Consider the following 20,982-nt stretch of genomic DNA (forward strand, 5'->3'; position numbering starts at 1 on the left):
GCGGCAGGAGCAGGCTTGTTCGGCGATGCGACGATGTCCAATCGGTATGCTTGCTTTGGCTGGCGCAATCGCCTTGAGCATCGTGCCGGTGCGCGCGGATTCACTCACCATCAAAGGCACGACGCGAACATTCACGCTGCAGCCACCTGCAACCAGGCCCGCGCCGCTCGTCATCGTGCTGCACGGCAAGACCCAGAGCAGCGCCGACATGATCACACGGACGTCGTGGCCACTGATCGCCAGGCGCGACGGCTTCGCGGTGGCGTATCCCGATGGGTTGAACCACGCCTGGGCCGACTCCCGGCCGAACACGCGGCGCGCCGCCGGTCCGCCGCCGGAAGGCACCGACGACGTCGCCTTCATTGCGCAATTGATCGCGAAGCTGGTGGGCGACGGCACCGCCGATCCGAAGCGCATCTATGTCACCGGCATCTCCAATGGCGGCGCGATGGCCATGACCTTGGCCTGCGAACGCGCCGACCGGTTCGCGGCGGCGGCCAGCGTCGTGATGAACCTGACCGACGAATCCGCCGGCGCCTGCCGGCCTGTGCGTCCAGTGCCGGTGCTCCTGATGAACGGCACCGTCGACCCGCTGATCCCCTATCGGGGTGGACGCGGCACCAGCTATTTCGCTGTCGACGGATTCTGGTCGACCGAACGCACCCTGCAATTCTGGCGGCGGACCAATGGCTGCGAGAACAAGGACGCCGCAACCACCGATCTGCCCGACCGCAACCCTTCCGATCAATCAACTGTCACACGGATCGACTCGGTCTGTCCGCAAGGACGTGACGTCGTGCTCTACCGGGTGAATGGCGGAGGTCACCGCATGCCCGGCCACTTCCCGGACGCCCATTTTACGAAACTGGCGGCCGCGCTGCTCGGGCCACAAAACGGCGATATCGACGGCGCCGATACGATTTGGGCCTTCTTCGCGCGTTTTCCGTGAGCGGTGCTGCAAATTGTGCAGTGGCGGTGGTCGCCGCGGCAGGCTAGAGGTTCTCTCGTTTTGACGCGTTTTCTTCACGCGAACCGGTAGCCACTTCGCTTGAAAACGCTATAGACATGCCCGCCATTCAAGTGGAGACCCAAATGAGCATTCAACGTTTCGAAACAGGCCCGCGCATGAGCCAGGCCGTCGTGCACGGCAACACCGTCTATCTCGCCGGCGTCGTCGCCGGCAAGGCCGCGGGCGGCAGCGTCATCGACCAGACCAAGGACATCCTGTCGATCATCGACGGCCATTTGGCCAAGGCCGGCACCGACAAGTCAAAACTCCTCAGCGCGACCATCTACATCACCGACATGAAGACGTTCCCGGAGATGAACGCGGTGTGGGACGGCTGGGTCTCGGAGGGTAACACCCCGGCCCGCGCCACCGTCGAGGCCAAGCTCGCGGCGCCGCAGTACAATGTCGAGATCATGGTTGTCGCGGCGAAGTAAACGCGGCAACTAAACGCGACGCAAATTGTCGCGACGGATATCGGATGCCCCGGATTGCAGAATTGCAGTTCGGGGCATTTTCATTTTGCACTCACGCGCTGATCCGCGATCGCTCGCCCGCGGCCTCACCGAGATCGGACTGCAGCCAGCGGGCAATCCGGCGCCATGAACCGGCCAGAGCCCTGCAGCCCATGAACAGGCCGAGATGGCCACAGGGCTCGGTCTCCCTTCGCAGCCACGCGGGCGGCGTGCCCAACAGCCGCATTGTTGCAAATGCCTGGTCGGGCGGAACAACGATGTCGTTCTCCGCGGCGAGCAGGAAGACCGGCAGCTTCACCGCAGCAAGATCGATCTTGCAGCCCAGCGCGACGAAGTCACCGGCGGCGATCCGGTTCTGGCGAAAGATCCAGTCGGTCACTTCAAGGTAGTAGGTGCCCGGCAGATCGAGCGTCTCACTGTTCCAGCGCGTGAAACGATCGAGCAGCGCCCTTGCATCCTCCGACTTGCCGTCGAGGCGCCGCTGCAGCGCCGCTTCCACGTCAGGCAGGCTGAACGGAATGCTCCAGAGCTGCAGCATGTGCTTGCCACTGACGATCCCATCTCCCTGGCGCACCATCGCCTCGAAGCCTTGCTGTGGCAGCGAGGCGACCATCCTGGAAAGCTCCGACGGCACCGAGACGTCGACCGGGCTGCCTGAAAGCACGAGCCGCCGCACCTTGCCGGGAAAGCGCGCCGCATAAAGCAACGACAGCCAACCGCCTTGACAGAGACCTGCAAGGTCGACCGGCGGCCCGATCGTGTCGACGGCCACGTTGAGATCAGACAGATAGGTGTCGATCGAGAAATATCGCGTCTCCGGTGCCGCCGAGCGCCAATCCGTGAGATAGAGACGCGCCAGACCCGCCTGCTGTAACGCCTCCATCAGGCTGTGGCCGGGGGCAATATCCGCGATCTGCGCGCGGTGCAGCGCATAGGGCGCGCAGACCAGCAGCGGCGGGCCTTCGACCGCGCTTGAAAAGTCCAGCAGGCGCATCGACGGCAGTTGAAGCGCGACCGAGTGGGCCGTCGTCCAGGGCAGCGCCGCGTCGCCTGACGCATCCGCCGGCTCCGGCGCGCGATTGGGGTACCACTGCGAGTAGATGTCCAGCGCCAATCGCGTGGCTTCAAACGGCCACAGCCAGGCGTCCTGCACCCAGCTGGCGCTCGCACTTCGTTCCGATGGATCCGCCTTGTCGGGCAAGCTCATTCACCGATTGATCGCCACCAGGAAAGTCTGGCCAACGCGGGTCGAAGCCTTGACCCTGATCGAAAACCGACGAATTCAAGTTGATCACTTTACGCCAAACCCGCTGGAGTGCAGCCACGCCGGGACGTCACGATCTCGCGATCCCGGCGCAGCTTGCGATCAGGCCGTGACGGCCGTCGCTTCAGCGACTATGCCGCGCGTGCCGCGCCCTTCTCCGCATCGAGCCTGCGCGCGAACAGCCAGCGGAAATAGGTCAGCGGCGCATCGGCGCCGATCGCGAGCAGCTGATAGTCCGGATCAACGTCGAACACCTTCTGCTGGGCTTCGATGATGTCCTTGTCCTCATTGAAGGCCTCCTCAAGGGAATGCCGCAGCGACAGCGCGATGTTGGGGTTGTCGGTGTCGAAGTCGTGCAGGTAATTCCAGAAGAAGTGCGTCGACGAGCGCGTCTCCGGCGTCATGAATTGCGCGTTGCGATATGAGCGCGTACCCGGAACCTGAGCGCCCTTCTCCACGCCCTGCCCGGCCGGCGCAAACGTGGTATCGAGCGTGAAGATACCCGGAACGATCATGCGGCCGATATTGCGACGATCGACCTTATCGGCCCGGTTGGAAATCACCTTCTTGTGGTAAGGCGGCGCATCGGCGCCCATGTGCCAACGCTCGACGCGGAAGCCGTCGTCCAGCTTCTCGATCGCGACCGGCTTGGTCTTGTAGGCGTATTCCTCGGAACCGCCGAGCGTGTTGGTGTGAACGAAGGCGAGATGGGCGAAGTCGCTGAGGTTGTCGACGATCAGGAGCCAGTTGGCCTTGTAGTGCATGTAGCCCGGCAAGCCGCGCCATTTTGGATCTTCGAGCGGCGGATAATCCAGGATCAGCTTCGGATCGGCCTTCTCGGGATCGCCGGTCCAGATGAAGATCATGTTGTAGCGCTCGACCACGGGATAGCTGCGCACGCCGAGCTTGGCGGGGATCGCGTCCTGGCCGGGAATCTGGATGCACTTGCCGTCGGCCGCGAACTTCATGCCGTGATACATGCACCTGATGTCGTCGCCCTCGACGCGGCCCATCGAGAGCGGCGCGGCGCGATGGCAGCAACGGTCGTCGAGCGCGACCACCTTTCCGCTCGAGCCGCGATAGAGCACGATCGGCCGCTCCAGGATGGTGCGCGCCAGCTTCTTGCCGTCGATCAGCTCGTGATTCAGCGCCGCCACATACCAGGCGTTGCGCAGGAAAATTCCGTTGTCGTCGACCATCTCGCCCTTCCGATGCAGATTTGGTTGCGACCAGGTTAGGTGATTGCGATCACCGCGATAATCCGATTTGGCTGGACACACTGTACCGCTGGATGGACAATCGGCCATGGAGTGGCGCGATTGGGAGCTGTTTTGCGAGGTTGTCGAGCATGGCGGCTTCACCGCGGCCGCGCGCGTGCTCGGACATCCCAAATCGAGCCTCAGTGCTGCGGTGCAGCGTCTCGAGGCCAATCTCGGGCTGCGGCTGATCGAGCGGACCACGCGACACCTGCGGCTGACCGATTCCGGCGAGACCATCTATCGCAAGGTGCGCCCGCTGTTCACCGCGCTGCACGACACCCACAGCGAGGCGCTGGCGATGAGCAGCGCGGTCGCAGGCACGCTGCGCATCAAGGCGCCTTACGAATTCGGCGCGCATCACGCAGGGCCGGTCGCCTGCGCCGTGATGGGCCGCTATCCGGAGCTTGCGATCCGGATCGATGTCGAGCACGACATCGTCAACCCGATCGCCGAAAACTACGACATCGTGTTCGCGATGCTGGAGGCGCCGCTGCCGTCGGCCGACATCGTGATCCGCCGCGTCTTCACCCTCGAACGCGGCCTGTTCGCGGCGCCGGCGCTGCTGGAGAAGTTCGGCGAGCCGCGCACGCTGATTGAGCTGAGAAAGCTGCCGCTGTTGACCGGCCCGAGCGATCCGCCATGGGCGATCACCGCTCCCGGCGGTGCGGTCGAGCATCTCGCGGTCGACCGCGCCCGGCTCACCAGCTCGAATGCCCATGTCCGCCTGCAGGCGGCGCTCGCTGGTCATGGCGTGCTGCGGGTCACCGCAAGCTACACCCGCGCCGCGGTCGCCGCCGGCGAGTTGCGGCGGCTGTTGCCCGACCACGCCTGCGAGCCGCTGAACGTGCACGCGCTGTTGCCCGCGCGGCAATTTGTCCCGGCCAAGGTGCGCTGCTTCCTCGATGCGATGGAGGCGCATGCGCGGGGCGATCCGGAGGCCTATATCAGACCGTGACTACTGATTGACGGCTGTTTTGGCCAACCACGATTTTCTCGGGAACCTGGCCGGCCCCGCGGCATCTAATGTCGATAATCAGTGAACAGTGAGGCGATCCAGCCATGCGCCAGGCCCAGGTAAAGCAACCACCGCCGATCAGCTCTGGCGATGCCGAATTGGTGCAACGCGCGCTCGCCCGCGACGAGGCCGCGGTTCGCGCCATCATGCAGGCGAACAATCGCCGGCTGTTCCGGCTGGCGCGCGGCATCCTCCGCAACGATAACGAGGCCGAGGATGTGGTTCAGGAGGCCTATGTGCGCGCCTTTACCCATCTGGACCAGTTCCGCGGCGACTCCAGCCTCTCGACCTGGCTGTCGCGGATCGCGATCAACGAGGCGCTCGGCCGCCTGCGCAGCAGGCACACAAGCGTGGAATGGTCCGAGCTGCCGAGAGGCGCCCTTGAGGCCCAGATCATCCAGTTCCCCTTGTCGTCAGCGGACGATCCGGAAAAATCCATGGCCCAACGCGAAATCCAGCATGTTGTCGAGCGCGCTATCGATGAACTGCCCGAGGCGTTCCGCCTCGTCTTCATCACCCGGGTGATCGAGGGCATGAATGTCGAGGAGACCGCTGAAATCCTCGGCCTGAAGCCGGAAACCGTGAAGACCCGCCTGCACCGTGCCCGGACCATGCTGCGCGACAATGTCGAGCGGAAGATCGGCCCCATCGTGATGGAGGCCTTTCCCTTTGCGGGCAGACGCTGCGAGCGATTGACCGAGGCGGTTTTGAAACGGCTCGGCGCCACAGCATAGATTTTCGGGAACCTCTGCGCGTCCGCACCATCCAACTCCTGTGCAACCAACAACGTGCCGCGCGCTACGCCCGGCTCAACAGGAGTGTCAAACCATGTTCGTTCGATTGAGCATCGCGGTCGCCGCGCTCAGCGTTCTCAGCGGAGCAGCACTGGCGCAGGGCGCAAAGCCGACCGATCCGCAGATCGCACACATCGCCTACACCGCCGGCGTGATCGACATCAATGCCGCCAAGCAGGCGGAGGCGAAGGCGTCCAACAAGGAGGTCAAGGCGTTCGCCCAGGACATGGCGCGCGACCATGAGGCGGTGAACAAGCAGGCGCTCGACCTCGTCAAGAAGCTGAAGGTGACGCCGGAGGACAACGACACCAGCAAGGCGCTGTCGAAGCAGGCGGCCGACAAGCTTGCCGAGCTCGGCAAGCTGACGGGCACCGCCTACGACAAGGCCTATATCGACAACGAGGTCGCCTACCACAAGACCGTCAACACGGCGCTGGAGACGCAGCTGATCCCCTCCGCCAGCAATCCCGAGCTGAAGGGCCTGCTGGAGACCGGCCTGAAGATCTTCCAGGGCCACCAGCAGCATGCCGAACATGTCGCGGCCAGCCTGAAATAGGGAGACGCATGATGTTGCCAGGACGCTATCTCGCAACGCTCGCCTTGCTCGTGTTCGGCGCGACGGCTGTCCCGGCGCATGCGGCCACCATCCAGATCGTGATGGAGAATTTGGTAATCGCGCCGGCCGAGGTATCGGCCAAGGTCGGCGACACCATCGAATGGGTCAACAAGGACGTCTTGGCCCACACCGCCACCGCGAAGAACGGCGACTTCGATGTGACGATTGCGCCGAAGAAAACGGTCAAGTCGGTTCTGACCAAGGCCGGTACGGTCGACTATTACTGCCGCTACCATCCCAACATGAAGGCGGTGCTGACAATCGCGCCGTAGCTCGCGCGATGACCTCCGAGGTAATCGATCGATGCCTGCGAACCTTCGATAGTCCGGACAGCCGCACAGTCCGGCCCATCGAAGGAGAGCACCATGACCGACCACGCCACCATCGCCCGCAATTACATCGAGCTCTGGAACGAGCGGACGCCGAGCCGGCGCCGGGAGATGCTGAGCCAGAACTGGACCGCCGATGCGCGCTATGTCGATCCGCTGATGAGCGGCGACGGCCATGAGGGCGTCGACGCGCTGATCGCAGGCGTGCAGCAGAAGTTTCCGGACTTCACCTTCAAGCTGATCGGCGAGCCGAACGGCTTCGGCGACCATGTCCGCTTCTCCTGGGGTCTCGGACCCGACGGCGTCGACAGCCCGATCAAGGGCACCGACTTCGCCATGCTGAAGGACGGCCGGATCAGGAGCATCACCGGCTTCCTCGACCAGGTGCCGGGCGCCTGACGCGAGCTTCTTGTTCGACTCGTTTTCTTCGCGCGAACCGGGCCCCACTTCACTCGAATACGCTATGGTCCGCTTCCAAGTCGGTGATGTCGCTGCTAATCTTCCCGAAACACAGGGAGGACGCCATGAAGGCAGATTTCGCCTTCAAGACTTCTGTCGTCAGCGACATCACGCCGGCGCTGCTGGCGATCGGCCGTGACAGCTTTCCGCAAGCCCTGATCGGTTCGCTGCGCCGCGTCGCCGGCGTCGGCCACTGCATGGTGTTCTCGTTTACAGGCCCGCGGTCCACCGCGTGCCTGCTCGACGTCGGCAACATCCCGACCGGGCGTGAGCTTGGGATCGCCTATTCCGAACATTTCCATCAGGCCGACCCGAACCGCGATGCGGTGTTCGAGGGGCAGGCGCAGGCCACGCCGATCGTGCTGCCGAACTTTGCTCGCCGGATGTACAGCGACGGCTACCGCAAGATCTTCTTCGACGATTCCGACATCGTCGACAAGTTCGCCTCCGCGATCTGGACCGGCGACACCTGCTTCTATGTCAACTTCTACCAGATCACAGCGCAGGGCCGCTTCAGCCGCGAACAGATCGCGCGGCTGGCCGCGGTCGCGCCCGCGTTGACCGCGGCCGTGGCGCGGCACTTCCAGCGCGACATGGCGCCGGATGCCGACCCGATCGCCCGGCTGCAGACCCTGTTTGCCACGGCAGCACCGCTCGCCCGGCTGACCGGGCGCGAGAGGGAGGTCTGCCTGCGCATCCTCTCCGGCCTCAGCTCGGAAGCGATCGCCGCCGACCTCGGCATCGGGCTGCACTCCGCCCTCACCTATCGCAAGCGTGCCTATGACAAGCTCGGCATTTCCTCGCAGAACGAGCTGTTCGCGATCGCGCTGCGCCTGATCGCGTCCGCGCGCCAGTTGAACTGAGGGGGCCTTGAGCGGTGGCTTCCGTCTGTCCCCAACGGTGGGGACAGACCGGCGGCGCTTTCCAGCCTATGCTTGGCCCGAAACCTGAGGCCAACCTGAGATCAAGTCGTGAGCACCGCACCCCATTTCGACATCGATGTGCCAGCCTTCTGGCAGGACCCCTATCCGACGCTCGCGCGGATGCGCAAGGAAGCGCCGATCGCCTTCGTGCCGCAGCTCGGCAGCACCCTGCTGTGCAACCGCGACGACATCTTCGTCTCCGAGAAGCAGATCGACGTGTTCTCGTCGCACCAGCCCGAAGGATTGATGAACAGACTGATGGGCCACAACATGATGCGCAAGGACGGCGATGCGCACATGAACGAGCGTAAGGCGATCTTCCCGGCGATCTCGCCGAAGACCGTCAGGTCGCACTGGACCGCGCAATTCGAGCGACATGCCACGCGCATTCTCGACGAATTGAAGCCGGACGGGCTGGTTGATTTCGTGCAGGCCTTCGCGCTGCCGTTCTCGGCCGAATGCCTGAAGTCGATCACCGGCCTCACCAACATGCGCTTCCAGGACATGAACGCCTGGTCGCAGGGCATGATCGACGGGATCGCCAATTATGTCGGCGACCCGGCGATCGAGGCGCGCTGCCACGCGGCGACCTCGGGCATCGATGCCGCGATCGACGACATGGTGCCGGTGCTGCGCAAGACGCCCGATCTCAGCCTGCTCGGCGTGATGCTGCAAACGGACATGCCGATGGAAAGCGTGCGCGCCAACATCAAGCTCGCGATCTCGGGCGGCCAGAATGAGCCGCGCGACGCGATCGCCGGAACGGTGTGGGCGCTGCTGACCCATCCGGATCAGCTTGCGCTAGCGACCAGCGGCGCGGTCCCGTGGTTGCAGGTGTTCGAGGAATATGCGCGCTGGATCTCGCCGATCGGCATGTCGCCGCGGCGGATCGCAAAGCCCTGGACGATCCGGGACGTCGCGTTCGAGACCAATGAGCGCGTGTTCCTGATGTTCGGCTCGGCGAACCGCGACGAGAAGCATTTCGACCGGCCCGACGCGTTCGACGTGCGCCGCGACGCCAGCAAGAGCATCGCGTTCGGCGCCGGCCCGCATTTCTGCGCCGGCGCCTGGGCCTCGCGCGCCATGGTCGCCGACGTCGCGCTGCCCGCGATCTTCAACCGGCTGAAAAACCTGCGCCTGATCGAGGACAAGCCGCCGCGGATCGGCGGCTGGGCGTTCCGCGGCCTGCTGGATCTGCCAGTGGCGTGGGACGCATAAGCGCTGTTACCGTCCCCAACGCAGCACGACCGGATCGAGCGCGCGCGCGATCTCGATCAGCCCCGCTCGCGTAGCCGGGTGCAGCGGCTGTAGTGGATGGCGCACCATGTCGGACTTGATGACGCCGCCTTCGCGCATCAGGACCTTGCAGGCCTGCAACCCGCATTGGCGGTTCTCGTAGTTGATCAGCGGCAGCCAGCGCGCATAGGCCCGCACTGCTTCGTCGCGCCGGCCCGCGAAGAACGGATCCATGATCTGGCGGATGCCGTCGGGATAGCCGCCGCCGGTCATCGCGCCGGTGGCGCCGGCGTCGAGATCGGCCATCAGGGTGATCGCCTCTTCGCCGTCCCACGGCCCCTCGATCTCGGCGCCGCCCTTCTCGATCAGGCCGCGCAGCTTGTTCGCCGCCATCGGCACCTCGATCTTGAAGTACCTGATATTGGCAAGCCCCTTCGCCATTCGCGCCAGAAAATCCACCGAGAGCGGCGTGCCCGCGACCGGCGCGTCCTGGATCATGATCGGGATCTTGATGGCATCCGATACCACCCGATAGAACTCATAGATGCCCGGCTCCGGCACGCGGAAGGTCGCGCCGTGATAGGGCGGCATCACCATGACCATGGCGGCACCGGCGGCTTCCGCCTCCCGGCTGCGCGCCGCACAGACCGCCGAGGAGAAATGCGTCGTCGTGACGATGACGGGAATCCGCCCCGCAACATGTTCGAGCACGGCGTGCATCACGGTTTCGCGCTCGGCATCGGTCAGCACGAACTGTTCGGAGAAATTGGCGAGGATGCAGATGCCGTGGGAGCCGGCGTCGATCATGAAGTCGATGCAACGCCGCTGGCCTTCGAGGTCGACATTGCCGTTGGCATCAAAGATGGTCGGCGCCACGGGGAAGACGCCACGATAGGGACGCTTTGCGATTGATGTCATGATGACGACCTCTCAGGGCTTCATGTCAGATCTTGCGGAACGGCAGCGGCGGGCCTTCGAGCCTGCGCAGGCCCGGCTCGCGCCGCTCCAGCCACCAGCCATATTGCTTCGGCCAGGACGCGAAAACCTCGCCGCTTCTGCCGCCAAGCGCAAGCTCGGCATGCAGCGGCCAGTTCGGATCGAACAGCGCTTCGCGGCCGATCGCGACCAGATCGGCATGGCCGCCCGCCAGAACATCCTCGGCCTGCTGCGGATGCAGGATGAGGCCGACTGCAATGGTGGCAACATCGGCGGCGCGGCGGATTTCGGCGGCATAAGGCACCTGAAAGCCGTAGCCGCGCGGAATCCGCGCCGCCGTCGCCGAACCGAGCAGGCCGCCCGACGAGCAATCGATCAGATCGGCGCCGCGCGCCTTGGCTTCCCGGGCGAATGCGATCTGGTCCTCGAGCGCGAGTCCGCCGTCGATGCCGTCGACCGAGGAGATGCGTACCGACAATGGCCGCTCCGCGGGCCAGGCCACGCGCACGGTCTCGATGATCTCGAGCGGATAGCGCATCCGCCCGGCACGGTCGCCGCCATAGGCATCGCTGCGGCGGTTCGACAGTGGCGAGAGGAATTCGTGCAGCAGATAGCCATGCGCACAATGCACCTCGACGAATTCGAAACCGGCCTCCACCGCGCGCAAGGTGGCGCGCCGCCATTGCTCGCGCAGCGCTGCGAGATCGGCGACGTCGAGCGCGTGCGGCATCAGCCAGCCGTCTTCCATCGGGATCGCGCTCGGCGCCACCGTCCGCCATGGCAGTTCGCCACGGGCGCGGTCGGCCTCGTCGAGTGCGGCATTGCCGTACCATGGACGCTGCATGCTGGCCTTGCGGCCGGCATGCGCGAGCTGGATCGACGGCACAGCGCCGTTGTCCTTCAGGAAGGCCGCGATGCGCTCGAGCGGCGCGATCTGCTCGTCGTTCCAGATACCGACATCGCCATGGGTGATGCGGCCCTCGGCCGTAACCGCCGCGGCCTCGACCATCACGAGCCCAGCGCCGCCCTGGGCGAATTTGCCGAGATGCACAAGGTGCCAGTCATTGGCGATACCGTCGGTCGCCGAATATTGGCACATCGGCGAAATCAGGATGCGGTTTCGGGAGGTCACGCCGCGAAGCGTGATCGGCTGAAACAGAACGGGCTGCGACATCGGGACCTGCGGAAACGTGGTGGCGGGAAAACGGCCGCCGAAAGCTAAGCGGCGCGCCGCATCATCGCAAGCTGCACAACGGCGCAGGCGGCAGGACCTGGATGCATGCGCCGTGCACGCGATGGGGAATCATCCAAACCCGAAGCCCCGGCTGCAGAAATTTTCACGGGTTGATAAACACTTTCGTGTCACCGCCGTATCACGCAACCGATCGCAATTTGCGTCAGGCATGCCTACATTGCCGATATGAAAAAAATCGGATTCCTCTCGTTCGGGCACTGGACGCCCTCGCCGCAATCGCAGGCCCGCTCAGCCGCCGATGTGCTGCTGCAATCGATCGACCTCGCGGTCGCCGCCGAAGAGCTCGGCGCGGACGGCGCGTATTTCCGCGTCCATCACTTCGCCCGCCAGCTGGCCTCGCCCTTCCCGCTGCTGGCGGCGGTCGGCGCGAAGACCAGCCGGATCGAAATCGGCACCGCCGTGATCGATATGCGCTACGAAAATCCGCTCTACATGATCGAGGACGCCGGCGCGGCCGACCTCATCGCCGGCGGACGCCTGCAACTCGGCATCAGCCGCGGCTCACCCGAGCAGGTGATCGATGGCTGGCGCTATTTCGGCTATCAGCCGGGCGAGGGCCAGACCGACGCCGACATGGGGCGGCGTCACGCCGAGATCTTCCTTGACATGCTGCGCGGACAGGGGTTTGCGCAGCCGAATCCACGGCCGATGTTTCCCAATCCTCCCGGCCTGCTGCGGCTCGAACCGCTCTCGGAGGGCCTGCGCGAGCGCATCTGGTGGGGCGCCGGCTCGAACGCCACGGCAGTCTGGGCCGCGAAGCTCGGAATGAATCTGCAGAGCTCGACGCTGAAGAGCGACGAGACCGGCGAAGCCTTCCACATCCAGCAGGCCGCCCAGATCCGGGCCTACCGCGCCGCCTGGAAGGAGGCCGGCCACACCCGGGCGCCGCGCATCTCGGTGAGCCGCAGCATCTTCGCGCTGGTCGACGATCGCGATCGCGCCTATTTCGGCAACGGGCAGGAGGAGGACCAGATCGGCTTCATCGACGAGCGGACGCGCGCGATCTTCGGCCGCGGCTATGCCGCCGAGCCGGACAGACTGATCGAGCAGCTCAAGACGGACGAGGCGATCGCCGAGGCCGACACCCTGCTTCTGACCGTGCCCAATCAACTCGGCGTCGCCTACAACGCGCATGTCATCGAGACGATCCTGACTCAGATCGCGCCCACCTTGGGCTGGCGCTGAGTTTGGTGGCGCTGAGCTTGCCGCGGGATCAGGACCCGCGGCGGCCGTCTTCCAGGGGGTGGTTGAGAGGGGACGATCCGCCGCGGGCTTGAACCGACCGTTCTCGCCGGAGGATGGCCGGTTCTATATGGCCAATGCGGGAACCGGCGCGATCGTTCCGGCGGAACTTCGTTCTCAAACGCGGAGAACTACGGAAACATAACTGCGCCCTGTGAGAAGAACAGGTTGAGTACAGTGCGTTAGATGCGCACGTTGCGTGAACAGATCGCCGTATTATCCCGGGATCATCGCGGGAAGCCTGCCTGCGGATTGGCTCTGCGAATCTCGGTCAGGAATCCCTGTCGCGATTGCGGCGAGTGAGATCGAGACGCTCGACGCGCTCGTCAATCCGCCGGTTCAGTTCCTGATCCTCTTTCGAATTCTTGCCGCGACGGCCGCGAACCACAAATGCGCACCCGATCAGAACGACCGCAAAGAGCGCGTAGTGCCACCATTCCATGCATCGATCTCAAAATGGACGCCCGCGCATACGCGCGGAAAAAGTTACCGTTCACCTGTAAGGGCGCACCGATCTTGGCGCGTAAAAAGGGTTGACCAGACAGGTCGCCGGAAGCCCCATGGCGGCCGCCTGGCACTGATCCAGCGACGTGAAGATGCAGTCCATTCGATCGCCGATCAACGAACCGTAAGCATGCATGCAGACCGGATAGCGTGGATCATACATTTGTGCAGACGCCGGCCTTGTCATGCAAAGCGCGCTTAGCGCAAGCAGCAGCGCTCCAAGCAACTTCACATCAGGTCTCCTGCTATCACGGCGAAATACATTGGAGCGGGCGAAGGGAATCGAACCCTCGTATGCAGCTTGGGAAGCTGCCGTTCTACCATTGAACTACGCCCGCAAGTAACTGATACCGTTACTTTATTATTTGGCACTCAAGTGCCGTGGCACGGTTTTGGCACGCCGTTGCCACCCGACCTTAGCGCAGCGGCATATAAAATTCCATATCCAATGGCTCGCACCAATCGCTTCGTCGCGATCTCAACGAGGAATTGTCCCCAAAAAATCAATTCTGGCCGGCCGCACATCGCGTCCCCTCCGATGGGGCCTAGTCGCCTTGAAGCAATCACTCGCAATCAACACCGGCTGCGCGCAATGAACTCCTGCGCGGCCTTCCGGCTCTCCCAACTCGGTCCCCCTTGGACTTCATGGCCTGCGCTCTCTGGGCATGTGAAAAACGAGCGCGACACTCGACGCGATCCACAGCTCGGGCATTTGAGTCTTGACGCGAGATCGGAGCCGGGGAAGACCGCACCGCGCGTCCAGACGAGCGTCTTGAGATCGACGTCGTACTGGTAGATGCCGAATGCATGCCGTCACGGTCGCCTAATGCACGCCGCGCGAAATGCGCCTGCCGCGCACCGAGGCGGGGTTGGTCATGAGTGTTCACTCAGGGTTAACCATGCCGACACCAATCCCGCCCCCGTAAGGGAACCGTTGGAGGTTGTATCCGAATATCCGCTCCCGTATGAGGACGGGGTTCTGACGTGACTAAATCAGGTCTAAGAAATCGGCTTTATTTTGGAGACAACCTAGACTGGTTGCAGCGGATCGAGTCGAACAGCGTTGACTTGGTGTATCTTGATCCTCCGTTCAATTCCAACGCCACCTACAACATCTTGTTTCGTTCCCCGGTGGCTGAGGACGCATCGTCACAGATTGCTGCCTTCGACGATACATGGACTTGGGAGAATGGCGCAGAGCGCGCTCTCGATCACGTTCGAACGCTGGACCTAGACACCTTTATGCTTCTGGACGCACTTCGCCGCACCTTTTTGAAGGAAGGCGATGTAATGGCTTATCTCGCCATGATGGCGCCACGGCTGCTTCAAATGCGCCGCGTGATGAAACCTACTGCTACGCTCTATTTGCACTGCGACCCAAGCAACAGCCACTACCTCAAAATGCTTTTGGATTGCGTGTTTGAGGGCCAAGGCTATATCAACGAAATCAGTTGGAAGCGAACAACGGCCAAATCAGATTACGCGCAGGGAGCGACACACTACCCTCGCGTGCGAGACGTGCTGTTGGTTTATCGCAAGGATGCGTCCGCCACGGCGACTTTCACTCAGCAATTCGCTGCGTATGACGAGGCCTATATCGCGAAGAAATATGGTCTAAGAGACCCTGACGGCAGAGCGTACCAGCTCGACAACATCACCGGTCCGGGCGGCGCAGCCAAGGGCAATCCTTCATACGAGGTTATGGGGGTGACGCGGTACTGGCGCTACTCCCGCGAGAAAATGAACGATCTGATATCGAAAGGGCTCATTGTTCAGCCCAGACCCGGCGCAGTTCCTCGGTTCAAACGATACCTGGATACGATGCCGGGCGTCACAGTGAGCGACGATTGGGGCGATATCAGCGCCATAAATTCGCAAGCTAAAGAGCGCCTTCATTACCCGACGCAAAAGCCGCTGCAACTTCTCGAAAGAATAATAGCGACCTCAAGCAAAGAGGGTGATCTGATCCTCGATCCATTTTGCGGATGCGGCACTGCAATTCATGCGGCCGAGAAGATGAGGCGCAGGTGGATCGGGATTGATGTTACGTATCTCGCTATTCAAGTCATACAAGACCGTTTCAAGACGTGGCTTCCGCACGCGCTATATGAAGTTGACGGGATACCTCGGGACGAACTCTCAGGCAGAAAATTGGCCGCCCTCGATCCATACCAATTTCAGCTTTGGGCCGTAGGCAGGGTTGGTGGACAGCCGCGTGGAAAGGGCGCTGATCGCGGTATCGATGGAGAAATCATCTTTCTGCGTGGTGCCAAGGACTACGGCAGAGCAATTGTCTCGGTTAAAGCTGGAAAAAATGTCAATCCAGATATGGTCAGGGCGCTGAAAGGCACAGTTGAGCGCGAAGGCGCGCATATGGGAGTCTTTGTTTGTCTCGATCAGCCGTCGAAGGATATGCGGACCGAGGCCGCGACCGGTCGTAATATAGAACTGCCGGGCGGGATCCGCCCGCGCATTCAAATCGTGACGCTGGACGACCTTCTTGCCGGTCCAAGTTTGGGGATCATAACCAATTTGAACACAGTGCAAGTCGCACTTGCCGCGAAAGCGGAAGATCGGAAAAAGCCTAAGCGCGCGCCGACACCTGCGGAGGTTAGGGAGTCACCGCCTTTCAAGTATCCAATTCGGGGAGGGAAATCGAAAGTCCAAGAATCCCTGCCGATCGACGAGCCGCTTTTAGTGGCCCCGCAACCGCGATCTAAACCCAAGCGCCGCCGCAGATCGCCTTAGGCAGGCCATGTAGAGCCTCGCTCGGGGGCGTCCGACCGCGGTCGTAGCGGACAGGCTTTACGGCTCATTCACTTGCGACTCTCGTCAGCCTTTGGAACAAAACACAGAATGGCCAACGCGATGGACGCAGATTCACTGGCCGCAGTCACGCTTCCGAGACAATCGATGGCGTAACCACAATGTGAAGAACGGCCGAGGAAAGACCAACAAAGCAACTTCGCTGCGTTGCTCGCATACCCATTCCACTCATCTCTCGCCCACCCCGAGGACGGCCACTCTCTTCCTTTAAGTCGCGACGGGTGCGGGCCGCGGCAAGCTGAAGGACCAGAACCAAGAAAACACATGTCCAAGGCAGCCACATTTACTCTTGATCCGGGGCGCCAGCGCACCACCCTAGGCCGACAGATATCAAGTTACCGTACCTAGGCAGCCTGGCGAGCTTGTCGAGGATGTACTGCGGCGCCCCTTCTTTGATCTCGACGCCGTAGTCGAAGACCAGCCCATCATCGTTGGCGATGTCGTGTATGCTACCGTGCACGTGGGTCGCCGTCCGCAATTCGGAGGTGTGGCTCACCTCTCGGTTACATTGTAACATCTTCTCTTAACCAGAAGCACGCCGCACCATCGTTCTGAGGTGTGATCAATTCTCTAGCGTTTGGGCAACGAGCGCTTTGATCATTCGTCGGTAATATGGGCGGATAGCACCCGGGGTTTGCGCCATGTAGACCACCGCGAGCTGCTCCCTGGGGTCGATCCAGAAGAATGTTCCACCAGCCCCACCCCACATGTACTCGCCTTCGGAGCCAGGTACGCCAGCAAGTCCTGCTCCCTGTCGAACCATAAAGCCAAGTCCAAACGTGTAACCTTCCACGCCCATCAGAAGAGCACCCGGTGTAACCGGCGAACCTGGCCGGGTTCCCAGATGATCCGAGGCCATCAGCTTAATGGTAGTTGGGCTGAGGTAGCGACGGCCGTCCAGCGTGCCGCCATTGAGCATCATTTGACAGAAGCGCAGGTAGTCGGCAGCGGTCGATACGGCGCCTCCACCACCAGAGTCATTTAGCGGGTCGATCTTTACGTCGAGCATCGTCTCGTTTGGAACACCCGTCAGCGGATTTGTCGGCAACGGCTGGGCAATGCGGCTCCACTTTGCCTCAGGGACCTTGAAGCCCGTGTCGACCATGTTGAGAGGACGGAAAAGTCGCTCGTCCAGAAAGGCAGACAGGCGCTGGCCCGAAATGACTTCGACAACACGGCCAAGCACATCGACGGCCATACTGTACTCCCACGTCGTACCCGGCTCGTGGACTAATGGCGCCTTAGCGATCCCCGTAACAAATTGCTCAGGCGTGATCATGCGCGATTCCGCAGTGATCGCGGGATCGAAGAGTTTGGCCTCGGCGTACGCTGCCTTCAGTTCTGGCACATTCGAAAACTCACCATAAGCGAGGCCAGCGGTATGCCTGAAAAGATCTTGGATCGTTATCTGACGCTTGGCGCTCTCTCGGCTGGTCTTACCGTCCTTGTCGGTGACGAGCACCTCCATCCTCGCAAACTGCGGCAGAAACTTGGAGACTGGATCGGTGAGCTGAAGCTTGCCTTCCTCGACAAGCATCATAGCCGCGACCGATGCGAGTGGCTTTGTCATCGAGTAGAGGCGGAAGATCACATCGCTGGTCATAGGCTTGCCCGCAGGCTTATCCTGGAAACCGATGGCTTCAGAATAGATCAACTGGCCCCGCCGGGCGATCATGACCACGGCGCCGGGCATGCGATCGGCGTCAACCTCCTTTTGCAACACGGTGCGGATTCGCAAGAGCCGATCAGGCGAGACGCCAACCGCTTCCGGTTTGGTCGTTGGCGCTTCTGCAAAGCTGGCGCTGGCTAAGACGACAGCCATCATGAAAACAATCAGTCTTAGTGCAGATTTCATGCTTTCCTCCCGTGTGTATTGTTTTTGCCCAACATGAAGTGAGTAATTGACGATAGTGTTCTATCGGTTCTCCGCGCTCGCGAATGGGCTCTCGAAGCGCGGCGAGCTTTTGGGAATCGGCAGAGCGAATTGCGACCTCGAAAGCGGTATGAATTTGAGCTCGTCCATTGCAGCACGCTTCTTTTGCAAATCGTGAGAACTAGCCTATGAAGAGAAATTCCGTTTCGGAGGCGGGCTAGTCGCTACAAGCTCCGCAATCGCAGCAAGTATGGCGCCGGTTTCGATCTTCCCCTCAGACCGTTGTCTGAGCGCCGCTATGGCGTTCTCCAAAGCCTCTTCATGGGTCACGAGATGATCTCCACAGCGCGCCGCTAGCCCGATGTCACAGAAAGGCGCGCGGGCGGCGGGGGAGCCGCACGCGCGCGAGTTTGTGGTACGAAGGACGGCTTGGCTGTTTTCATGAGGGTCACAAAATAGCAGCCAAGCCACGTAAGTCTCAGCAACCAGCGTGCCAAATAGTCGTAATGCAGCTCCGCTTAAAGAGAGGCAAAACGCCACTTTCAGCCAAGGCCCGAATAGCTACGCGCACTTCGATGGCGGCTTCCGGACATGCGTGTCATCAACTGGACGCGGCAGAACGAGATCGGACGAGCAAGCGCTTAGTGACGCCGCGGGTGCGAGATGATTGGATCGATCTCGTCATCGTGTATAACGATCAGCTTACCGGGTTCCACGCCGAGCCTTTGCAACTGCTCCTCTTCGAGAGGGCAGTTTAGCATTGCGGCCTTGGCGCCGCAGTCTTTCAGGGTCAGCTTCACGGCTTCCGCCGGGTCGGTGACCGCAACCGCGTAAGTTATGTGCCTGAATTCTTCGTCGTCGCTGTCTTCCTTGAAGATGGCGACCGTCACCATCCAACCATCCATCTTGCTGCACCTCGGGAGGAGCCCTCACCATGTGAGGTCGGCTCGCACCGATGATCATGCAATTTCGGAGCCGTAGGCTGGCCCGTGCAAAAGCCATTCTGACGAGGCTGATCCCGCGCTAGCCTGCTAGTTCACGCTCGGCCCTCCGCTTTCGGAGCAAATGCCGGTAGCCTTGGTTGGCGGCCCACTTGGCGCGGGCGAGATGGGTTTCAACGCCCGACGGGCGCGCTCCGGCTCAGCTCTCGGATCAACGCGCAATACGATCTCCGCGACCTCTCGCCAGTCTGCGCCCTCTGCATCTGCGTCGAGTAGTCGGATGTAGGTGGCCGTGCTCTTGGTCGTAAGGTGTCAGGCTCTGATCGGTCGGAGCCATATCGAGTATCGGCATTTGCATTCGGAACTCTCCATGGACCGGTTCAGCCTACTCATACGCGGGACATCGCGCAACCGCGCGACGGCAGAACGCATGCAGCTCGACGGAGAGGCCCCTGTGCCAGCAACTGCCTTTGCAGAACTTTCGCCTCATCCCACGGCGCACGCATCCATACATCTCGCTCTTCATCCCTTGTCAGGATCGCCGTATCCCTCCACTGAAGGCCGCCTTGTTTGACGAACGAGATCGCTGCAGGTCCTAGAGGTAATCCTAGGAGAAGCGCTATGACGATTTCGAGGACTGAGGTAATCACATCGGTCGAGCGGCGGCGCCGGTGGTCGCAGGACGAGAAAGAGCGGCTTGTTGCAGCATCGCTTGAGCCCGGCGCCAGTGTTTCCGAGGTGGCTCGCGCGGCCGGGCTTCATGTGAGCCAGCTGTTCAGGTGGCGCAAGGAGCTTTGCAAGCACGGCGAAGCGAGCATGGCTCCGTTTGTTCCGGTCGAGATTGGGCCGCCTGCGTCACCGCGGGAGCCGGCCGACGCGCCGTTGACGACGACGGCGCGGCGACGCAAGAGCGATGGCATCACCGAGATCGATCTTGGTAGCGGGCATCGCACTCGGGTCGATGGCGACGTTGATGGAGACGCGCTGCGTCGCGTTCTCGGCTTAATAGTCAGAAGTGATGCTATTTGTGCGGTATCATCGCGCAATATCAATATAAAATCGCAAACCAAGGTATGAGTATAAAAAACTGTCCAAAGTGCGGTTCCTCGCGAACGAAAAAGAACGGAACATTTAGAGGAACGCAGCGATACCGTTGCCGTTCTTGCGGTGTTCAGTTCGTGCACGACACGAGTGTGTCAGCCGAGACATTGTGGCGAGAGTTTGCCGATGAACACGCACGCGTGTCAGTACTCGCACGGCGGCATCACATTTCAAAGTCAACTGTTCATCGGAGGTTGGACGACTGCACTCTGCCAGAGATTCTTCCAACGCCATGAACCATGGTCGCGATCATCGACGCGACGAAAGTCGGACTCTCGTGGATGCTCGTCGTACGCGATCCGCATGCGAAGGAAAACGTGTATGCACGGGAGATATCGTCGGAGACGACATTTGTATATCAAGAAGCATACGCACATCTTCGAAGAATGGGGTTCTCTTTCTCGGCAATCGTCAGCGATGGTCGTTTTGTCGCCATACGGCGGCTTTTTCCAGGCGTACCCGTTCAGATGTGTCATTTTCACCAAGAACAGATTGTGATTCGATATCTCACGCTCAATCCGAAGTTGGACGCAGGAATCGAACTCCTTGAGCTCGTGCGAACGTTGCCAAAAAATGACGAGGCCTCGTTCTCTGATGCATTCAAACTTAGGTGCAAGACGTACCGTGTGTTCCTTCAAGAGAAGACACAAAATCCGGAGACCGGTCGGTGGTCATACACGCACAAACGCGTGCGACAAGCGCGTGATTCAGTTGCTGCACATCTGCAGTATCTTTTTACCTTTCAAAGGTTTCCTGATCTCAATATTCCAAATACTACCATTCGCTCGATGGGGTGTTCCGAAAGGCAAAAACGGCCATCGGGGTGCATGCCGGATTAACGCACGCGCGGCAGCTCAAACTGGTATTGTCGATTCTTTTCGCGCACGGGCAGCATCACATTTGACTATTAAGCCATCGTTCATCGGC

The 20,982-nt window shown here is 61.6% G+C and carries 21 protein-coding genes, 1 tRNA gene and 1 pseudogene; 14 read left to right on the forward strand and 9 right to left on the reverse strand.

What is annotated here, in order from left to right:
* Positions 1-46 precede the first annotated feature (46 nt).
* Positions 47-949, forward strand: a complete 903-nt coding sequence (locus G6P99_RS44300) for an alpha/beta hydrolase family esterase (RefSeq protein ID WP_245284488.1) — start codon at positions 47-49, stop codon at positions 947-949.
* Between the two features lie 143 nt (positions 950-1,092).
* Positions 1,093-1,443, forward strand: a complete 351-nt coding sequence (locus tag G6P99_RS44305; protein WP_029077869.1) for a RidA family protein — start codon at positions 1,093-1,095, stop codon at positions 1,441-1,443.
* Between the two features lie 91 nt (positions 1,444-1,534).
* On the opposite strand, the gene G6P99_RS44310 is transcribed toward G6P99_RS44305, so the two are convergent.
* Both G6P99_RS44310 and G6P99_RS44315 read right to left on the reverse strand, forming a co-directional pair.
* A complete protein-coding gene (locus tag G6P99_RS44310; protein ID WP_246709416.1) occupies positions 1,535-2,683 on the reverse strand; it encodes an alpha/beta fold hydrolase in 1,149 nt (382 codons plus the stop codon).
* Between the two features lie 194 nt (positions 2,684-2,877).
* Positions 2,878-3,945 (reverse strand): aromatic ring-hydroxylating dioxygenase subunit alpha, encoded by a 1,068-nt coding sequence (locus G6P99_RS44315; RefSeq protein WP_165126537.1) that lies wholly within the window; start codon positions 3,943-3,945, stop codon positions 2,878-2,880.
* A 106-nt stretch (positions 3,946-4,051) separates the two neighbouring features.
* On the opposite strand from G6P99_RS44315, the gene G6P99_RS44320 reads away from it, so the two are divergent.
* The 7 genes from G6P99_RS44320 (at position 4,052) to G6P99_RS44350 (ending at position 9,359) form a co-directional block, all read left to right on the forward strand.
* Positions 4,052-4,960: a LysR family transcriptional regulator gene (locus tag G6P99_RS44320; RefSeq protein ID WP_029077871.1), complete on the forward strand. Its 909-nt coding sequence runs from the start codon at positions 4,052-4,054 to the stop codon at positions 4,958-4,960.
* 104 nt (positions 4,961-5,064) lie between these two features.
* A complete protein-coding gene (locus G6P99_RS44325; RefSeq protein WP_029077872.1) occupies positions 5,065-5,754 on the forward strand; it encodes an RNA polymerase sigma factor in 690 nt (229 codons plus the stop codon).
* Between the two features lie 94 nt (positions 5,755-5,848).
* Positions 5,849-6,370: a DUF4142 domain-containing protein gene (locus tag G6P99_RS44330; protein WP_029077873.1), complete on the forward strand. Its 522-nt coding sequence runs from the start codon at positions 5,849-5,851 to the stop codon at positions 6,368-6,370.
* A gap of 11 nt (positions 6,371-6,381) precedes the next feature.
* Positions 6,382-6,702: a cupredoxin domain-containing protein gene (locus G6P99_RS44335; protein WP_029077874.1), complete on the forward strand. Its 321-nt coding sequence runs from the start codon at positions 6,382-6,384 to the stop codon at positions 6,700-6,702.
* A gap of 93 nt (positions 6,703-6,795) precedes the next feature.
* Positions 6,796-7,158, forward strand: a complete 363-nt coding sequence (locus G6P99_RS44340; protein ID WP_029077875.1) for a nuclear transport factor 2 family protein — start codon at positions 6,796-6,798, stop codon at positions 7,156-7,158.
* Positions 7,159-7,283: 125 nt separating this feature from the next.
* Positions 7,284-8,081, forward strand: coding sequence for a helix-turn-helix transcriptional regulator (locus G6P99_RS44345; protein ID WP_029077876.1), 798 nt, complete (start codon positions 7,284-7,286; stop codon positions 8,079-8,081).
* 108 nt (positions 8,082-8,189) lie between these two features.
* Positions 8,190-9,359, forward strand: a complete 1,170-nt coding sequence (locus tag G6P99_RS44350; protein WP_165126540.1) for a cytochrome P450 — start codon at positions 8,190-8,192, stop codon at positions 9,357-9,359.
* A gap of 6 nt (positions 9,360-9,365) precedes the next feature.
* Here G6P99_RS44350 and G6P99_RS44355 read toward each other — a convergent pair whose 3' ends face one another.
* Positions 9,366-10,295 (reverse strand): dihydrodipicolinate synthase family protein, encoded by a 930-nt coding sequence (locus tag G6P99_RS44355; RefSeq protein ID WP_029077878.1) that lies wholly within the window; start codon positions 10,293-10,295, stop codon positions 9,366-9,368.
* A gap of 25 nt (positions 10,296-10,320) precedes the next feature.
* Positions 10,321-11,487 (reverse strand): NADH:flavin oxidoreductase/NADH oxidase, encoded by a 1,167-nt coding sequence (locus G6P99_RS44360; protein WP_029077879.1) that lies wholly within the window; start codon positions 11,485-11,487, stop codon positions 10,321-10,323.
* Between the two features lie 246 nt (positions 11,488-11,733).
* Between G6P99_RS44360 and G6P99_RS44365 the strand changes: the two genes are divergently transcribed.
* On the forward strand, positions 11,734-12,753 hold the full coding sequence (locus tag G6P99_RS44365; protein WP_029077880.1) for an LLM class flavin-dependent oxidoreductase: 1,020 nt from the start codon (positions 11,734-11,736) through the stop codon (positions 12,751-12,753).
* Positions 12,754-13,303: 550 nt separating this feature from the next.
* On the opposite strand, the gene G6P99_RS44370 is transcribed toward G6P99_RS44365, so the two are convergent.
* Positions 13,304-13,546, reverse strand: a complete 243-nt coding sequence (locus tag G6P99_RS44370; protein ID WP_084518239.1) for a DUF3551 domain-containing protein — start codon at positions 13,544-13,546, stop codon at positions 13,304-13,306.
* Positions 13,547-13,578: 32 nt separating this feature from the next.
* Positions 13,579-13,652, reverse strand: a tRNA-Gly gene (locus G6P99_RS44375).
* A 646-nt stretch (positions 13,653-14,298) separates the two neighbouring features.
* On the opposite strand from G6P99_RS44375, the gene G6P99_RS44380 reads away from it, so the two are divergent.
* Entirely contained in the window at positions 14,299-16,062 is a 1,764-nt protein-coding gene (locus G6P99_RS44380; RefSeq protein WP_165126543.1) for a DNA methyltransferase, read from the forward strand.
* A gap of 640 nt (positions 16,063-16,702) precedes the next feature.
* On the opposite strand, the gene G6P99_RS44385 is transcribed toward G6P99_RS44380, so the two are convergent.
* The 3 genes and pseudogenes from G6P99_RS44385 to G6P99_RS44395 all read right to left on the reverse strand — a co-directional run bounded on the left by G6P99_RS44385 (position 16,703) and on the right by G6P99_RS44395 (position 19,312).
* Complete coding sequence (locus G6P99_RS44385; RefSeq protein ID WP_165126546.1) at positions 16,703-17,995, reverse strand: serine hydrolase domain-containing protein; 1,293 nt, start codon at positions 17,993-17,995, stop codon at positions 16,703-16,705.
* Between the two features lie 659 nt (positions 17,996-18,654).
* Complete coding sequence (locus G6P99_RS44390) at positions 18,655-18,906, reverse strand: hypothetical protein (RefSeq protein ID WP_246709417.1); 252 nt, start codon at positions 18,904-18,906, stop codon at positions 18,655-18,657.
* A gap of 130 nt (positions 18,907-19,036) precedes the next feature.
* A pseudogene (locus G6P99_RS44395) lies at positions 19,037-19,312 on the reverse strand (DNA -binding domain-containing protein).
* Between the two features lie 263 nt (positions 19,313-19,575).
* Here G6P99_RS44395 and tnpA point away from each other — a divergent pair.
* Genes tnpA through G6P99_RS44405 form a run of 3 tightly spaced genes read left to right on the forward strand, consistent with a single transcriptional unit; the run spans position 19,576 to position 20,894 of the window.
* Entirely contained in the window at positions 19,576-20,031 is a 456-nt protein-coding gene (tnpA, locus tag G6P99_RS44400; RefSeq protein WP_165126552.1) for an IS66-like element accessory protein TnpA, read from the forward strand.
* Positions 20,028-20,291: an IS1/IS1595 family N-terminal zinc-binding domain-containing protein gene (locus G6P99_RS47950; protein WP_422653149.1), complete on the forward strand. Its 264-nt coding sequence runs from the start codon at positions 20,028-20,030 to the stop codon at positions 20,289-20,291. Before tnpA ends, G6P99_RS47950 begins: the two co-directional genes overlap by 4 nt.
* Positions 20,292-20,294: 3 nt before the next feature.
* Positions 20,295-20,894 (forward strand): IS256 family transposase, variant Zn-binding type, encoded by a 600-nt coding sequence (locus G6P99_RS44405; protein ID WP_165126555.1) that lies wholly within the window; start codon positions 20,295-20,297, stop codon positions 20,892-20,894.
* Positions 20,895-20,982 lie beyond the last annotated feature (88 nt).

This window comes from Bradyrhizobium sp. 6(2017), assembly GCF_011058295.2.
Lineage (GTDB): Bacteria > Pseudomonadota > Alphaproteobacteria > Rhizobiales > Xanthobacteraceae > Bradyrhizobium > Bradyrhizobium septentrionale.

What these genes read in the sequence shown, in the direction of transcription:
- G6P99_RS44305 (WP_029077869.1), top strand. Translation starts at nt 1,093, where the DNA reads ATGAGCATTCAACGTTTCGAAACAGGCCCGCGCATGAGCCAGGCCGTC.
- G6P99_RS44330 (WP_029077873.1), top strand. Translation starts at nt 5,849, where the DNA reads ATGTTCGTTCGATTGAGCATCGCGGTCGCCGCGCTCAGCGTTCTCAGC.
- G6P99_RS44345 (WP_029077876.1), top strand. Translation starts at nt 7,284, where the DNA reads ATGAAGGCAGATTTCGCCTTCAAGACTTCTGTCGTCAGCGACATCACG.
- G6P99_RS44365 (WP_029077880.1), top strand. Translation starts at nt 11,734, where the DNA reads ATGAAAAAAATCGGATTCCTCTCGTTCGGGCACTGGACGCCCTCGCCG.
- G6P99_RS44360 (WP_029077879.1), bottom strand. Translation starts at nt 11,487, where the DNA reads ATGTCGCAGCCCGTTCTGTTTCAGCCGATCACGCTTCGCGGCGTGACC.
- tnpA (WP_165126552.1), top strand. Translation starts at nt 19,576, where the DNA reads ATGACGATTTCGAGGACTGAGGTAATCACATCGGTCGAGCGGCGGCGC.
- G6P99_RS44315 (WP_165126537.1), bottom strand. Translation starts at nt 3,945, where the DNA reads ATGGTCGACGACAACGGAATTTTCCTGCGCAACGCCTGGTATGTGGCG.
- G6P99_RS44405 (WP_165126555.1), top strand. Translation starts at nt 20,295, where the DNA reads ATGGTCGCGATCATCGACGCGACGAAAGTCGGACTCTCGTGGATGCTC.
- G6P99_RS44340 (WP_029077875.1), top strand. Translation starts at nt 6,796, where the DNA reads ATGACCGACCACGCCACCATCGCCCGCAATTACATCGAGCTCTGGAAC.
- G6P99_RS44320 (WP_029077871.1), top strand. Translation starts at nt 4,052, where the DNA reads ATGGAGTGGCGCGATTGGGAGCTGTTTTGCGAGGTTGTCGAGCATGGC.
- G6P99_RS44355 (WP_029077878.1), bottom strand. Translation starts at nt 10,295, where the DNA reads ATGACATCAATCGCAAAGCGTCCCTATCGTGGCGTCTTCCCCGTGGCG.
- G6P99_RS44335 (WP_029077874.1), top strand. Translation starts at nt 6,382, where the DNA reads ATGTTGCCAGGACGCTATCTCGCAACGCTCGCCTTGCTCGTGTTCGGC.
- G6P99_RS44385 (WP_165126546.1), bottom strand. Translation starts at nt 17,995, where the DNA reads ATGAAATCTGCACTAAGACTGATTGTTTTCATGATGGCTGTCGTCTTA.
- G6P99_RS44300 (WP_245284488.1), top strand. Translation starts at nt 47, where the DNA reads ATGCTTGCTTTGGCTGGCGCAATCGCCTTGAGCATCGTGCCGGTGCGC.
- G6P99_RS44390 (WP_246709417.1), bottom strand. Translation starts at nt 18,906, where the DNA reads ATGGTGACGGTCGCCATCTTCAAGGAAGACAGCGACGACGAAGAATTC.
- G6P99_RS47950 (WP_422653149.1), top strand. Translation starts at nt 20,028, where the DNA reads ATGAGTATAAAAAACTGTCCAAAGTGCGGTTCCTCGCGAACGAAAAAG.
- G6P99_RS44325 (WP_029077872.1), top strand. Translation starts at nt 5,065, where the DNA reads ATGCGCCAGGCCCAGGTAAAGCAACCACCGCCGATCAGCTCTGGCGAT.